General features: G+C 42.0%; 14 protein-coding genes and 1 pseudogene. 3 read left to right on the plus strand and 12 right to left on the minus strand.

Features of this window, described 5'->3' with window-relative positions; translation table 11 throughout:
- Nucleotides 1–268: 268 nt before the first annotated feature.
- The 3 genes from BN1002_RS21050 to BN1002_RS21060 are packed head-to-tail and all read right to left on the minus strand — an operon-like array spanning nucleotide 269 to nucleotide 2,505.
- Nucleotides 269–892, minus strand: a complete 624-nt coding sequence (locus tag BN1002_RS21050; RefSeq protein WP_048827496.1) for a TIR domain-containing protein — start codon at nucleotides 890–892, stop codon at nucleotides 269–271.
- Nucleotides 885–1,607 carry a hypothetical protein gene (locus tag BN1002_RS21055; protein ID WP_048827498.1) on the minus strand — a complete coding sequence of 241 codons (723 nt, stop codon included), beginning with the start codon at nucleotides 1,605–1,607 and terminating at the stop codon, nucleotides 885–887. Before BN1002_RS21055 ends, BN1002_RS21050 begins: the two co-directional genes overlap by 8 nt.
- Nucleotides 1,608–1,662: 55 nt before the next feature.
- A complete protein-coding gene (locus BN1002_RS21060) occupies nucleotides 1,663–2,505 on the minus strand; it encodes a toll/interleukin-1 receptor domain-containing protein (protein WP_048827499.1) in 843 nt (280 codons plus the stop codon).
- A gap of 308 nt (nucleotides 2,506–2,813) precedes the next feature.
- Between BN1002_RS21060 and BN1002_RS23490 the strand changes: the two are divergent.
- Nucleotides 2,814–4,127: pseudogene (locus BN1002_RS23490) on the plus strand (IS3 family transposase).
- A gap of 137 nt (nucleotides 4,128–4,264) precedes the next feature.
- Here BN1002_RS23490 and rlmH read toward each other — a convergent pair.
- Both rlmH and BN1002_RS23495 read right to left on the minus strand, forming a co-directional pair.
- Nucleotides 4,265–4,744 (minus strand): 23S rRNA (pseudouridine(1915)-N(3))-methyltransferase RlmH, encoded by a 480-nt coding sequence (rlmH, locus tag BN1002_RS21075; protein WP_048827502.1) that lies wholly within the window; start codon nucleotides 4,742–4,744, stop codon nucleotides 4,265–4,267.
- Between the two features lie 101 nt (nucleotides 4,745–4,845).
- Nucleotides 4,846–5,013, minus strand: coding sequence for a CxxH/CxxC protein (locus BN1002_RS23495; RefSeq protein ID WP_442853403.1), 168 nt, complete (start codon nucleotides 5,011–5,013; stop codon nucleotides 4,846–4,848).
- Between the two features lie 437 nt (nucleotides 5,014–5,450).
- On the opposite strand from BN1002_RS23495, the gene BN1002_RS21080 reads away from it, so the two are divergent.
- Nucleotides 5,451–5,837 (plus strand): hypothetical protein, encoded by a 387-nt coding sequence (locus tag BN1002_RS21080; RefSeq protein ID WP_048827503.1) that lies wholly within the window; start codon nucleotides 5,451–5,453, stop codon nucleotides 5,835–5,837.
- 3 nt (nucleotides 5,838–5,840) lie between these two features.
- The gene (locus tag BN1002_RS21085; RefSeq protein ID WP_048827504.1) at nucleotides 5,841–7,109 is read left to right on the plus strand and encodes an erythromycin esterase family protein; all 1,269 of its coding nucleotides are present in this window, start codon (nucleotides 5,841–5,843) and stop codon (nucleotides 7,107–7,109) included.
- Between the two features lie 110 nt (nucleotides 7,110–7,219).
- Here BN1002_RS21085 and BN1002_RS21090 read toward each other — a convergent pair whose 3' ends face one another.
- From BN1002_RS21090 to BN1002_RS21120, 7 genes are all read right to left on the minus strand, one after another.
- On the minus strand, nucleotides 7,220–8,458 hold the full coding sequence (locus BN1002_RS21090) for a S1C family serine protease (RefSeq protein ID WP_048827505.1): 1,239 nt from the start codon (nucleotides 8,456–8,458) through the stop codon (nucleotides 7,220–7,222).
- Between the two features lie 192 nt (nucleotides 8,459–8,650).
- A complete protein-coding gene (locus BN1002_RS21095) occupies nucleotides 8,651–9,445 on the minus strand; it encodes an MBL fold metallo-hydrolase (RefSeq protein WP_048827506.1) in 795 nt (264 codons plus the stop codon).
- A gap of 5 nt (nucleotides 9,446–9,450) precedes the next feature.
- The gene (locus tag BN1002_RS21100) at nucleotides 9,451–10,245 is read right to left on the minus strand and encodes a two-component system regulatory protein YycI (RefSeq protein WP_048827507.1); all 795 of its coding nucleotides are present in this window, start codon (nucleotides 10,243–10,245) and stop codon (nucleotides 9,451–9,453) included.
- Nucleotides 10,232–11,545 (minus strand): YycH family regulatory protein, encoded by a 1,314-nt coding sequence (locus BN1002_RS21105; RefSeq protein ID WP_048827508.1) that lies wholly within the window; start codon nucleotides 11,543–11,545, stop codon nucleotides 10,232–10,234. The genes BN1002_RS21100 and BN1002_RS21105 overlap by 14 nt, the downstream gene beginning before the upstream one ends.
- Nucleotides 11,542–13,365, minus strand: coding sequence for a cell wall metabolism sensor histidine kinase WalK (gene walK, locus BN1002_RS21110; RefSeq protein ID WP_048827509.1), 1,824 nt, complete (start codon nucleotides 13,363–13,365; stop codon nucleotides 11,542–11,544). The genes BN1002_RS21105 and walK overlap by 4 nt, the downstream gene beginning before the upstream one ends.
- A gap of 8 nt (nucleotides 13,366–13,373) precedes the next feature.
- Nucleotides 13,374–14,081, minus strand: coding sequence for a response regulator YycF (gene yycF / locus BN1002_RS21115; protein ID WP_048827510.1), 708 nt, complete (start codon nucleotides 14,079–14,081; stop codon nucleotides 13,374–13,376).
- Nucleotides 14,082–14,240: 159 nt separating this feature from the next.
- On the minus strand, nucleotides 14,241–15,707 hold the full coding sequence (locus BN1002_RS21120; protein ID WP_048827511.1) for a M23 family metallopeptidase: 1,467 nt from the start codon (nucleotides 15,705–15,707) through the stop codon (nucleotides 14,241–14,243).
- Nucleotides 15,708–15,737 lie beyond the last annotated feature (30 nt).

Raw genomic sequence — 15,737 nt, forward strand, 5'->3', positions numbered from 1 at the left:
AGTCTTCTCTAACGATGTGCATAATAGTCTAGGTATCATTTATATTAAAATCCCCATCTGAGACAGATTTATCTTAAAATGATTTCCGCTAAATTTTATGAGGTTCTGTATGCCCTGATCGTTAGCGTGATGATAGCTAATGAAAGTCTTATGTAATGTCTCCTGGCTTCCACTTAACTCTAATTTCCCCCTACTTATGGTACGTACGGTTCACTGTGGTTATTTAAGAGGCAATAAAGGCGTTGGTGATTTACCCATGTCTTTTTAATTATTTAAAACTTTTGGATTTGTTCTTACCTATTCGTGGTGTACCTTCGTCTGGAATCTTCTTTATTGCTAATAAATCATTGTCTCGTTTATCAAATGCCTCATCAATATAAAATTCAGGGTTACTGATAAAATTAGAGTATTTTACAACAGCACAATAAATATCTTTACTGTTGTAATGGCATTTGTCTCCATAATAAGTATGATTTTTCTTAATTAAATTTGGAATATAATACTCATAAAATGTACTATTTCTATTGCGAACTACACCACCACAATCAGAACATGTACCACTCGTATAAATATCGTTATACAAATCATCTCGAATAACTGCTAACAAACCATTATGTTTATTCTTGCTAGTGTCGCGTAAAGATGCCTGGATTTCGGAATTAACATATGGGCGTTGTGCAGTTTCCCAACCTACTAAAACAACAGTCACCGTTGAATTATGCAAGTAATCTTCTCTTATAATTCTCATAATTTCATCTTCGCTTAAATCGGTATTGATTTCACCGTCGGCAACAGCTGAATCAATAAAATCCTCTCCGCCAAACTTTTCAATTATTTCATTTTTTAGATCTTGTTCGTTCTTGTGATGATAACTGATAAATGTTTTATGCACTCTGGATCCCCCATTTCTCTATATTAATGTCAAATTCTACAGAAACCTGTTCTGTGAAGAATTTATTCAGTTTTTCAAAATCAGTTTTTAGTTGTTCATAGTGGTGGTAGCTTTGTTGTAGTTCACCTATTGGTTTCATATAAAAGTTTTCTTCATCACTTTTTTCCAAGTATGTATACCAACGTCGATAGTTACTTTGATGCGTAGTTAAGAAATTGTTTAATTCTTTTATGATTTCATTAGACAAATCATATAGATGAGTCTCTTTACTTACTTTATTGCTTTTCCGTTTTTTTGCATCACCTAATATCTTAATTTCATCTCTTACAAACTTATATACTTCAAAATAAGAATCTAGTGTTTCCTTTATGTTGTCATGTTCAAAATCTACCTTAAATAACGTTCGTTTTGTATCTAAGAACGTACGCAGCTGTCTTTTAAACAATTGGTTTGGATTATCAAATAAAACATTGAATCCACCAATGCTTAATTTATCAACACGAAAGGCCCATTTTTTAAGCCCTATGAATACCAACAGAAGGGTTATCAACAATAAGGGTATTAACGCGAATAGGGTAGTCGAAATAAAAATTAAATTTCGCCACAACGTGTTTACATAATGAACTTCTATTTTTTGTATATCAACTATACTAAGAAAGACTATTATTCCAGCGATAAGCAATGCTATGATTAACCATTTTGCTATTTCCTTCACAATTCCACCTCGAATCCAAAGACACCTATATTTTCCAATGTATAATCAAAGAATATCATGTGTTATTATTACTTTTATATCTTTTTAGCGAAGGAAGTATCTTTTTTGCTATTGTTTCTAGATTCTCATCTTTACGATGTAAATATTTAATGTCATCAAATAGAAAATCTATTTTATCTATATCAACATCCTGATGAACTACAGCAATCGTTAATAAATCTTTTTTGGAAGCATATCTACTTGAGAATTTAGTTAACTCCAAATCACACCAGTTTGAATTAATAAAGTCGTTTGTAATCCAAAAAATGACTCCTGCAGATTGTTTTATTCCTTTTTGAATTGCTTTAACAATTGATTCGCCATAATCAATATTAACTTTATCAAACCAAACAGGTAATCCTGCTCCATTTAAATAAGGAATTAAATCCTCGACTTCACTTTTATTTTTAGAAGAATGACTTAAGAATATAGGCATCTGATTTCCAAGTGGTTTATCTATTACATAACCCATCTTTTCTAATTTACTTTTCTCAACAAATGGGAAAAGTAATTCATTGTTCATCGCTTCTAATACGTCACTCTCTCTTACTAAAGTTTGACTATTAAACCTTCTATTGCCTATTTCTTGACTTAATTCATTAAATGTAATATCTGGACGATAACGTAAACCTTCTGCCCTCATCAAATTCTTCATTACCTCAACATGTCCTTCTTTAGGATTATCATAGCTTACTACAATGAAAAATTCTAAATTATATGGAATTGAGTTAGTCAAAAGATTTACCATTTGAAGAGATGTTGCATCTTGATTTTTTAATAATTCCATTAGTACCGGTACTAAAGGCTTTCTTACACCATAATCACATTCCCAAACGTAATCTTTGTCTAATTTCTCCATTTTTCCACTCCACTCTGGAACATTCCATCAATTTTAATATGCTAACTATCATATTATTACGTTAAGAAATTATTTTAGTTTCATATTTCTAATTTTTTTACTCCTCCCTATTCTTATTTCTACAAATATTTTTAGTTTTGCTTATACATTGTTATTATTAATTAATCTATAAAATAAAAAAGAGTAAGGACTTTTAAAATGGTACCTGTAGGTAGGACACTCGAAAAAAAGAGTGTTCAACCTACAGGTATTTTTTATATACTTGAATTTCACTATAGAGGGATTGGGGACACCATGAGTAAAATAACATTTCATCTAAAGAGATAAACATACTTCAAGGAAATCCAAATGTACATCGAGTCAGTGTAAGATCGATTACCTATACAAATGAATTTAAAAATAGATTTATAGACGAATACCAAGCCGGTAAACTCCCGCGTCAAATCTTTGAGGAGAATGGCTTTGAAGTGGATGTCATCGGAATGAAACGAGTTGAGCAGTCAGCCTGCAGGTGGAAAAAGGCTTATGAAAAGAATGGCCTGATTGGGCTTACAGATACAAGGAAAACGGCTTCGGGCAGACCCTTGGAACGTGAGCTTTCACCTGACGAAGTAATTGAGAGACAAAAGGCAAGGATTGAACTTCTAGAAGGACAGGTAGAGCTGTTAAAAAAGCTAGAAACGACCGAAAGGAGGCTGCTAAACGCAAGAGAAAATCTAAATCCGAATAAAGCATACCAACTGATTTTTGAGACGCTTAAACAAAATGACTTTAAAGGGATGACGGGATATTTTTGTGAACTGCTGGATGTCTCCCGGTCAGGCTAGTACAGCTATCTACAGGCAGCCCCTATCCGTGAAGCCAGGGAGAAATCAGACCTTGAGGCGAAGGAAATTATTTTAAAGGCCTTTAACCGTCGGGGATATAAGAAAGGCTCCCGCTCCATTAAAATGAACCTGGAGAATGAACTTAATACAATCTACAGCCGCAAAAAGATCCAGAGAATCATGAGGAAGTATGGGATTGTCTGCCCTCAACGAAAGCCAAATCCTTATAAAAAGATTGCCAAGGCCACAAAGGAACATCAAGTAGTTCCGAACAAATTAAACAGGAACTTTAAGCAAGGAATCCCAGGAAAAGTGTTACTGACAGACATCACTTACCTGCCATATAACGGTAATAGTATGGCTTATTTGTCGACCGTAAAAGATGCCTGCACCAATGAAATCCTGGCTTACCATTTGTCTGACCGGATCACCTTGGACATTGCGACCCGGACGATCCATAAATTGATGAACAACAAGAAAGTGACACTTCACGAAGAAGCCTTTATCCACTCGGACCAGGGAAGCCACTACACAAGCCCCCGCTACCAGAAGCTTTTAAAGGGATATGGCCTGGACCAGTCAATGTCAAGGAGGGGAAACTGTTGGGACAATGCACCTCAGGAATCCTTCTTTGGCCACATGAAGGATGAGGTGAATTATAAATCAGCAAGGACGTTGAAGGAATTGAAGTCAAGAATAGATCATTACATGGTCTACTATAATAATTACCGCTACCAGTGGAATTTAAAAAAGATGACCCTTATTCAATTTAGGAATCATCTTCTAGCAGCTTAATCTCTTTTTTTATAGTGTCCTTGACATGGGTGCCAGTTTATTTTGTCCTTTCTCTTTTGGAATATATTTAATTTAGTTGTTTTTTAATTTCCTCAATTTTTCTATTTGAATTGTAAGTTCTAATTTCTTGTTTACCATCACTTGTGATACGGTTCTCCCCGAATTATCCGAAATGCGCGATAAATCTGCTCAACCAGTATCAAACGCATCAATTGATGTGGAAAGGTCATTTTTGAAAAGGATAGTTTTTCATTGGCGCGGGCGAGGACTTCGCCGCTCAATCCAAGCGATCCGCCGATGATAAAAGCGATTTTGCTTTTGCCATGGAGGGCGAGCTTGTCCAGGGTGGCGGCGAGCTCTTCGGACGATTGCATTTTGCCTTCAATGGCCAGGGCGATGACATGGGCGTCAGGGCTGACCTTCGCCAGGATGCGTTCCCCCTCCTTTTTCTTGACCTGCTCCATTTCCGCTTCGCTCATTTCTTCTGGAGCCTTTTCGTCAGCGACCTCTATAATTTCGATTTTTGCATAAGCAGACAGCCGCTTCGTATATTCCTCTATTCCCTGCTTCAAATATTTTTCTTTCAATTTACCAACCGTTACAACAGAGATATTCACAATTCACAACCCTTTACAAATTGGTTACAAACAGTTTACAAACATGTTATCCACAGAACTTATCCACATGTCCACATTTTCTATCCACATCTTGTATGGGATCATTCGTTCGCCACAACATATACTGCGCTATTTTGACAAAATTCACAGGTTGTTGATAAGTTATCCACACCTACTTTTTCCAAAATCGGAAAGGTTTCATGCTCGTCAACAACCATATCCAGAGCGAGATCTACGTGTTCTTCGCAGCAATAAATCAAGATTTCCACCTCTTCTTAATCACAAAATTTGTCTTTACTTCTGTGTTAAATTCTACACTATTAATTTTCCACAACCGGAATCCAGTTATCCACACCATACTATACCTCAATTAATTAGATATGAACAATCCACAGTTAAACGCTGAGTTAGTTTGGCCTGTTAGTACAGTCTCCAATGAGTAGTGCATCCTCCTAGAGCTATGCCAACTTTAAGTTAAGTCGTAACGCTTCCCTGAACTCCCCCTTGTGCTTGTACATCCAGGCAAATATAAATAAGCCGTAATCTATCCGGGGCTCCCCCGCTTAAATAATATTTTTTGTAATTTTAATCGTTTAGGAAAAGATATGGTTGTACATCTAATGGACGAAGGTATCCAACTTGATGAACATTCGCGTCTATCCTTACAAAATGGGATGGTATTTGAAATTCAGCGGAGAAGGTTTTTATGGACAATAAAATAGTCGAAGTAGTTGATTCACTAATGAAAAAAAAGATAGATGAGGAAATAAGAGGTCTGGTGTTCACGAAAAACTTCCGGTCTCCTTCAGCAGAGGAGTGGTATGTCTTTTTACCGGGTTACAAAGATCCTCTTACTGGCGGGGCTGCTGGCAAGGTTATGATCCATTATAACTTATACGATACAAAGGAAATCTTCATAAACACGACGATAATATTTGATGACCCAGCCTTACATAATGAGTCGCTTCATCATTTCGTTTATGCGATTTCTGATGAGCTGGTGAACCGATTGGTCGGATATGCTGATACCCTCCTCTCTGTCCATTCCGGAGCTAATTCGTATAATGCAGAATATAAAAATGAAAGTAGCTAACTGATGGAAAGTAACCAGTTATCAGCGATACAACAACATTCTATTCCAATGGCGAATCCCGGCGATGGCCTCGATCCGGTCATTTCGGCCATTTCTAAACAGAAGTACGTTTTGCTGGGGGAATCCTCCCATGGAACGTCTGAGTTTTATAAAATCCGCTCGGAGATTACCAAAAGGTTAGTCACTGAAAAGGGGTTCACCTTCATTGCAGTCGAAGGAGATTGGCCGGAATGCCAGGAAATTAACCGCTATATTAAAGGGTATACAGATGAATATAAAAATGCGCGTGAAGTCCTCAAGTCCTTTAAACGCTGGCCAACCTGGATGTGGGCAAATGAAGAAATAATCAACTTAATTGAATGGCTAAAAGTATATAATCAAGGAAAGCAAAATGAGGACAAAGTTGGTTTTTATGGGATTGATCTTTATAGCCTATGGGAATCTATGGACGAAATTCTTAAGTATCTAAAGGAAAGAAACTCTCCCGACCTTGAAGCCGCAAAGAAAGCGTTCGCCTGTTTTGAGCCTTTTAACCGCGAAGCGGAGAAATATGCTTTGTCATCCGCATTTTATTCCGAAGGCTGCCACGAGGAAGTAGCACAGCTGCTAACAAAAATCAGCTTGAACAAACATACGTATCAGGATACACAGGAAAGCAGCTTGAACATAGAAATCAATGCACTTATTACAGCAAATGCGGAAAACTATTACACAACAATGGTTACAAATGATAATGAATCATGGAATATACGAGACCGCCACATGGTTGAGGTTCTAAATAAAATTGATTCTTTTTATAGCCATCGTTCCAAAGGGATCATTTGGGAACACAATACACATGTTGGGGACGCCAGGGCTACCGATATGGAAAATGCTGGACTTGTAAATGTAGGACAACTCTTAAGAGAACAGGCTGGACAAGAAAACGTGTTTATTGTTGGCTTCGGTACAAACCATGGGACTGTTATCGCAGCCTCTGAATGGGGCGTCAATTTTGAAAAAATGATTACTCCGCCCGCTGTTGCCGGTAGCTGGGAAGATCTGCTTTATAGAGCAGGAGCACACGATAAACTTCTTATTTTTACAGAGAAAAATAGAAATTTATTTAAGCACACAATTGGCCACCGGGCGATTGGCGTAGTGTATAACCCTGATTATGAGCGTTATGGCAACTATGTTCCATCTTCGATATCCGAACGGTACGATGCGTTTATTTATATCAATAAGACGAATGCACTAACCCCGCTTGAAGTATCCGGCGTATTAATTTAGGGGGAACACCCCGATATAATGGCTGTAGCGAGGAATGAGTCCTCATGCGTTTAGGGGAATTGTTTGCCGAACCGAAAAACGGGAGAGCCTCTGGCTCCCCCGCTCATTTCTTATATATCCCCTTCACCAAGCACCATGGTCGTTTCCATTTGCTTGCCTGCCCTGTAATAGATAATCTTCATTTTCTCGCCGATTTTCTTTTTATTGTATAGATGCTTACGCAAATCGATCGCATCGGTAATTTTTTCTCCATCCATTGAGACAATAACATCCAGCTCTTTAAGCCCTGCTTGATCGGCAGGTGAATTAGGGACCACACTTCTTAAAGCAACCCCATAGTTCACACTCTTAGGCAGCTTGAGGTCGTTTTGCTGGAAAGATGCCGGCAGATCGGCTACTGACCGCAAATCAATGCCCATATAAGGCCTTTTGACTTCTCCATACTTCTCAAGATCGGCAATGACCGGCTCGGCGTAATTGATTGGAATGGATAGTCCGATTCCCTCCACCGCGCTCTGGGCAATTTTCATTGAATTGATGCCGATGACCTGCCCTGCGATATTGATCAACGCGCCTCCGCTGTTGCCTGGATTGATGGCAGCGTCTGTCTGGATAACATCAGCCTGCCAGTCGGCAATGCCATCCTGGTTAATATCAACAGGAATCGCCCGTTCGAGGCCGGAGATAATTCCTTTTGTCACCGATCCGGAAAAGGTCAGCCCGAGCGGATTGCCGATGGCGATAACCGGCTCCCCAGGCTTTAATGCATCTGAATCGCCGAACTCGGCAACGGTTTTAATTTTGTCCGAATCGACTTCAACCACCGCCAGGTCTGTCCACACATCGCTGCCTTTCAGCTTGCCGGGAATCTTGCTGCCGTCTGATAAGGTGACTTCCAGTTCAGTCGCCCCTTCGACAACATGGTGGTTTGTTGCAATATACGCTTTGTTTCCCGCTACTTTATAGATGACGCCGGATCCGGTTCCGGCCGCTCTTTCCTGTTCCTCGCTTAACCAGAAGCCTTTTGAAGTCTGGATATTGCTGATCCCGACAACAGCGTCAGCCGCCTTGTCGACCGCTTTCGTCACATCGGTCTCAACATCGTACGCAACTTTTTTTTGCCCGTCGGACCCGAGGCTGCCACCAACAGGAGCCGCTTCCTCCGCTTTGTTCGTAGGCTCGACCTTATACGGAAGCAAGCCTGCATTTGAAAGGTATGGAACTGTTAAAATGACGAGCAAGGCACCAATGACCGCGCCAAGCAGGCTTGAAAAAAAAGTTCCTTTTTTACTCTTTTTAGGCTCTGGTTCTCTATATCTCGTTTGATAATCATGATCATAATAACCCATTCACGATTCCTCCTCCAATTCAGCCGGCTCACTCAACGCTACTTTAATTATACTCCCTGTACCCTATTATTCTAAGAAAAAGGCATACCCGTTCAGCACCTTTTTTCACACCATTCAAGAAATCGACGCAAATGAAAGAAAAGAGTAAACATCCTCCCTGACAAGGACGTTCACTCTTTTCAAAAATACCGATTATACCGCTGTCAACACCGTCGGAATCTTCGGATCTGTATCATACAAATCAAACTGCTCGCCAATTCGGATACCTTTCGTTTCAAGCGTCTGGGCGACAGACATCCTCGCCAGATCCTTCAGATTATTATCAAGGCTCAAGTGGGCGAGATAAATCCGTTTCGTCCTATCCCCCGCCACCTCGCTCATCGCAATGGCGGCATCTTCATTCGAGACATGGCCGACATCGCTCAAAATACGGCGCTTGACGTTCCATGGATACCGTCCCATCCTGAGCATGTGCACATCATGATTGCTTTCGAATACATACGCATCCGCATTGGCGATCGTCCCTTTCATGCGGTCGCTAACATAACCTGTATCTGTTATGAGGACAAGCTTTTTCCCGCCTGAATGGAACACATAAAACATTGGCTCCGCGGCATCATGGGAAACACCGAACGATTCAATATCGAGCGAACCAAAGCTTTTGACTGTTTCCATTCCAAAGACGAATTTCTGTTCAGTTGGGATTTCGCCGATGCCATGCTCCATCGCCTGCCATGTTTTTTCATTCGCATAGATGGGAAGCTTGTACTTCCGGGCAGCGACTCCCAAGCCCTTAATATGGTCGCTGTGCTCGTGCGTTACAAGAATACCGGATAAATCCCGCATATCGCGGCCGATTTGCTGGAACAGGCCCTCCATTTGCTTTCCGCTCAGGCCCGCATCGACGAGGAAGGAATGTTCCCCTGATTCCACATAGATCGCATTACCAGTACTCCCGCTTGCAAGCACACTAAATTGCAATGTCATGCCGTTCACTCCGTTACTTCTTTTTCTTCGCTGTTAAACTCAATGACCTGTCCCTCGAATGCATTGACGAATAAGCTTTTCTTGCCATCGACTACAAACCGCCATGTTGGCGCGAATACTTGCGTGGAGGCTAGTGGGACAATCGTTGAATACCCGAGCTCCGCTTTTGTGATTGAACTCTTTGTTTCAAGCAGGCCTTTTTGATGAAGGATGCCAAGCGCTTTTAATGGCTCAATGACTTTTTCCTTCGTATTGAGCTTATCGATTCCCTCCAGGTACGTCTGTTCATAGGAAATAATCTGGTTATTTTTATTCAAATGGAAAACGATCATTCCATTTTTATTTTGATAAAAATACTTGTTCTGGTATTGCTGAAAATACGTAATCGTTTTTTCCTTATCGTCCCTGTCCCAATAGAAATAATCGTTGCCATTCAAGACATATTCGGAAATAAGCCCTGAAAGGGACGCCGGTTCGAAATTAGGATCAAGCTGAAAAGGCTTCTCAAGCTTTGAGGCGAGAATCGTCTTATCGATAATTGTAACCGACTGGCCCTTCAGCTTATTCGTATCCTCTTTCGTGAATTCCTTGATTCGAGCGCTCAAATACTGGTCCTTGATCGCCGTCTTCGGCATTTCAATAAAAGTAATTTCATCTTCCTTCAATTGCTCCTCGACAGATGCTTCCTTTTTAACTTCATATTGGTTCGCATCATGCTTCACAATAAACTGATAAATTAAATACACGTCCAGGATCAGGAAGGTGATGATGAAAATCGTTTTAATCCTACTCCAATCCACGTTTCAGCCCTCCCAAATCCTCCGGGGATATTTCCATCCAACGCTTATTGTATAGATAGAACCACGCCGGTTTCAGGGTAATGAGCCTGTTGGATTGCGAATCCCGCTCCATCCTGTAGCCAAGGACGAGATTTTCGAGCAATTCTGGCCTGAAGTTTTCTTTGTTTTCCAGATATTCAAGGGCTTGCCTGCCGGAGGGCCGGGTCGCCTTTGTATACTGCAAAGGCAGCTCCATTGCAAAAGTGGACCTTGTAAACCGAGTAATTTCATTCCTTCCCCAGACCTGTGTAATCTCTGACAGACCTCGTTCATTAAAAACCGGATAGCCGTCTATACTATACAGCCTGAACGTGACCCTTTGCTTCGCTTCATCAAGGTAAGCAAATCGGTAAGGATCGGTCCAGCCTCCATGTTCATTGATGAAATCAATGCTCCGTTTCAGCAGGTTAGTGGAGCCGGAATAATCCGTTTCCTCTGACGGATTGACGAAAACAAGCCGGTTTTCATCGGAATATATATTCAACTTGCTGGAGTCATTCGTATATTCTTCCTCGCTCCCAACAAAGCTCTTTTGCACGAGGCTCGGGTTCTTGAATAATGCTTCCTTAAAAAGTTCAGAATCAAGATTTATCGGCAGGTAAGTGTACTCCATCATTTCCGTTTCTTCTTCCGGCAAAAAAAGCGTCCGTTTCCCTGTCACATTGTAAGCAAAATAGGAAGGGTTCTGGCTTGCTTTTGCATAAAAGGACCGGTTGAATTGCGTCAGGAAAGATTGTGAAATGTAGCTTACATAAATCTCCTGATTCCTGACATTCGCAAAGTAAACCGCTCCCCTGTCCTTATGCAGGGTTTTCATGTCAATTACCATCCGGTCAAAACGGAAGGACGGCACTTTCTTCTGTTCAAACTGGACAATATTCCGAAAGACTTCAATCGGCACTTCATGAGGGAAGATGATTTCAACCTTCTCCTCCCCATGGACTGCTTGCTTGAACGTTCCGGCCTGCTCGGTAAAATTTTTAACATCGAAAAGTACCCAGCCGGCCATTTCTTTCATCAGCTTGTCAATATCGCCTACCGCTGTTGAACCATAATGTTTATCTTCAATATGATAAATGATTCGGTCCGGCTTGATAATCCTGCTATCTTCCTTCTTTTCACCCATTTTTACTTCTTCGATTGTTTTTCCACTTTTAAACGAGTCATAATTCGGCTGGTATGTCCATAAAGCCCAGGTCATCCCCATACTTAGGAATACCAGTAGCGTCAGCAACACGGATTTAATTGTTTCGTATTTCATGACCAGTCGACCTCTTCAGACGGCTCATAAGGGAGGGTAAATATGATTTGTGTGCCTTTCCCTTCCTCACCTGTTGCCCAGATATTGCCTCCATGTGCATTGACCATTTCTTTTGCAATGGCCAGCCCGAGACCGGTTCCACCGAGCTTCCGAGTCCTCGCTTTATCAACCCGGTAAAAACGATCAAAGATTTTCCCTAGATTATCTTTCGGAATTCCGATTCCTTCATCCTTTATGCTGACTGTTATTTTCCCGTTTTCCTCAAGAACCGTAAAAATGACTTCCCCGCCTTCTGGAGAATACTTCAACGCATTGGAAATAATGTTATCGAGCACCTGGGTCAGCTTATCCACATCAATCTCTACAAATAAAGGCTTGCGTGGAAGGATTCGTGTAAACGTGACATTCTCATGCTTGGTCATTTCGAACCGGTCAATGATCCTGTTAAAGAACTGGGTAAAATCAACCCATTCCTTTGATAGCCTGTAATCCCGGCTGTCCATTTTAGACAACTGAAGCAAGTCATTGACGAGCCGGATCATCCGTTCCGTTTCGGTTTGTGCGACATTTAAAAATTGCGGGCCGACTTCAGGATCGCGCATCACGCCATCGGCCAATGCCTCTAGATAACTCCTCATTGTCGTCAGAGGTGTTCTCAGTTCATGTGAAACGTTAGCGACAAATTCGCGCCGTTCCGCATCGATTTTTTCCTGTTCCGTAATATCATGGAGGACCACAATCAGGCCGTTTACGAAGCCTGTCTCTTTTTGGATGACGGACAGATTAGCCCTTAAAATATACGGGTCGTGTTTCGTGCTGTAATCGAGGATAATGGAATCCTTGATTTCCAGCATTTCCTCAAACGAATACGTATCATCAAGATCAAGCAATGAAACAATCGGCTGTGATAGGACTGTTTCACGTGAAACGCCCAGCATATTGGCGGCAGGCTCATTAATGACGATGACCCGCCCCCGCCGGTCCGTAGCGATGACGCCGTCCGTCATATAAGAAAGGACCGAGGAAAGTTTCCTCCGCTCTCCCTCCGTTGTCGCCTGTGCTTCCTGGAGCTTTTTAGTCAGGTTATTGAATGTCATCGCTAGCGTACCGATTTCATCGTAGCCGTATACCTTAACTTTGCGTGAAAAGTTTCCTTTCGCCATGGCAATCGCCTGTTTTTTCATATCGGTGATCGGCCTTGTAATCGTCTGGGCCAAAAGAATGCCGAGCAGTGCGGTTATCGCAAGCGCGATAGCGGTTCCTGTCGCCAAAATTCCGTTGATGGTCTTCATTTGCTCAAACACACTTTCAATATTCGCGACAATGAAGATAGCTCCAATCGTTTTCCGCTCCGACTTAATCGGCGTTGCCAGAACCCAAATCCGGTGGCCATTTTTCTCATCAATCAAAATATCGCTCTGCTCTTCTTCAAGCACTAGCGCCCGTTTGATCCTCAACTCCGTCGTCCTCTGCCCGATCACACCTTGTTCATTATCCTCGGACGTGCCGATGATTTTCAAAGAGGATCCTTCAATAAGCTGTACTTCCGCGATATCAGCAATAGCGAAGTCGCGGAGTATTTTGCGGATATCTTCATTGCGCGTTTCTTCCGGCACCTTTTCTTTGGTCATCTGCTCGACGAGGTTATAGCTGAGCATCGTCACCTGGCGCTTCAAGGACGTCTGGAAGTTCGTGATTAGCGTTTCTTCCAGCTGCCTGACAAAATAAACCCCGATAATCTGCATGGCAACGAGGATCAACAACACATATATCAATACAAATTTTAAATGGATGGATTTAAAAAAGCCGACTCTTCTCATGAAGATCTTTACTCCTGATCAGGATTTCGCAAATAATAGCCGACTCCTCTTCTTGTCACAATCCAGGCCGGATGGCTCGGGTTATCTTCGATTTTCTCTCGGAGGCGCCTAACGGTGACGTCGACTGTGCGGACGTCGCCATAATAATCATAGCCCCATACGGTTTGCAGAAGATGTTCCCTTGTCATCACCTGGCCAATGTGTTTGGCAAGATAATGGAGCAGTTCAAATTCACGGTGTGTCAATTCTATTGTTTCTCCCCGCTTTGATACAACATACGCATCTGGGTGGATTGTCAGGGATCCTACATCTATTTCATTTGAAGAATCTTCCTGGCCCTGTCCAATCGGCAGCTGGTGGCGCCGAAGGTTGGCCTTGACCCGTGCAATCAGTTCCCTTGTGCTGAAAGGCTTCGTGACATAATCGTCCGCCCCCAGTTCCAGGCCAAGCACTTTATCGATTTCTGAATCCTTCGCGGTAAGCATGATGATTGGCATTTCATATTTTTTCCTAACTTCACGGCATACTTCCATTCCATCTCGAAGCGGCAGCATGATATCAAGAAGGATCAGGTCTGGCTGTACTTCCTCAACCATGGAGATAGCCTCATTCCCATCGTAAGCGCAATAAACCGTATAGCCCTCTTTCTTGAGATTGAACTGCAGAATGTCCGCAATTGGTTTTTCATCGTCTACGACTAATATTTTCTTTTCCATCCCCAAAACTCCTTCCTTCTCCCGTTTCCCTTACTTTTTATGCACTAATATACTATTTTACTTTACCATTATACAGCCTATAAATCATCTATTAGAAACATTTGCTAGTGAATGGAAAAGCCCCCAGCGGCTGGCTGGAGGCTAGTAAAGTCAATCAATCTATTTACGCAGGTAATTGAGCGGGTTTTGCAGGCTGCCATTTTTATATACTTCAAAATGGAGATGCACGCCGGTCGAATTGCCGGTAGAACCCATATTACCAATTTTTGAACCTTTTGCAACTGTTTGGCCTGCGCTAACGTCTATTGAAGAAAGGTGGGCGTACACAGTACGGAAACCATTATGGTGGTCAATAACAATTTTGTTGCCGTAGCCGCCATCCCAGCCCGCTGAAACGACTGTGCCGTTATCCGCGGCTTTTATGGTCAGGCTTGAAGGACGCGCGATATCGATGCCTTTATGCATCTTGCCCCAGCGGTATCCTACATGGCTGGATACATATCCGCCGGAAGCAGGCCATGCGAATGATCCCTCTCCACGGGATGGAACGACTTTGGTTCCCCTGACAACGATATGGTTAACAGGCTTCTGTGTTACCTGTTCTTTCGTCACTGCCTTTTTCACGACAACGCCATTTTTCTCGGAGACAGTGTAGGTCACTTCACGCTCGCCGTTCTTGCCTTCCTGCTTCACTTTCTTGTCTCCCTTGAACATGGAGGCATTATCTTCGATCGTTGTTTCAAAAGAAAGGGTCTCTTTTTTGAAAACCTCTTTGTCAACGATAACTTCAAGGTATGGCTTCGGAACCGTAATATTAAGCTCCTGGCCAATTTTCAAAAGTGAATCTTCTTTCATTCCCGGATTCAAGGCAAGCAGTTCGGCTGTTGAGAGATTCGCTCCTACTGCGATGGATCCAAGGACATCGCCATCTTTGACAGTGTATTTCTTTTCTTCAAGCGTACCCTTCAGCAGGAAGTTAACCGCCTCATCCGGAGTAACGATATTGTTTGGCTCTGTCGCTATTTCCGCAATCTCAGCCTCGCTTGTTAAACGAACATCTAAAATACGTGTTTCATTATCCTTTAAAGCGGGTAATACAGTGGAAGGTTGGGCTTTCCTTGCTTCCAGTTCTTTGAGCTGCTCTTCTGTTACATACTTGAGCTTCAGCTTTTTAAGCGTTTCATCGGCTGCTTCCTTGCTTCCAAGGTGGACAACCGGCTTTCCATCAATGACAATTGCCGCAGACTCAACTTCAATCTTGATTTCCTCGGCAAGCTTCTCGGCTGCTTTTTGATTGTTTGCCGTGGAACGGAAAACCTGCTCAGGAATATATGTAATCTTCGAACCTAGCTTTAAGTCGATTCCTTTATTGGCCTGCTTCATTTCCTGAAGCTCTTTTTCAATAATGGACTCAACTACTTTTTTATCGCTAACAGTACCTATGTATGTATCATTCACATAAACGTAATAAACAGTTGTCAGGCTGTCCGCAGCATGTATTGCCTGGCCTGATCCGAAAACGAGGACAGAGGCAGCAAACGCGGTTGCGATCATCTTTTTAAAAGGTTGTATTGCTTTATTCGGTTTTTTCGTTAGCACGGTACTTTCCTTTGAAATGACTTCCATTGTTATCCTCCCTGAGCGACAGAAACAAAC

It is taken from the genome of Bacillus sp. B-jedd (assembly GCF_000821085.1).
GTDB lineage: Bacteria > Bacillota > Bacilli > Bacillales > Cytobacillaceae > Bacillus_D.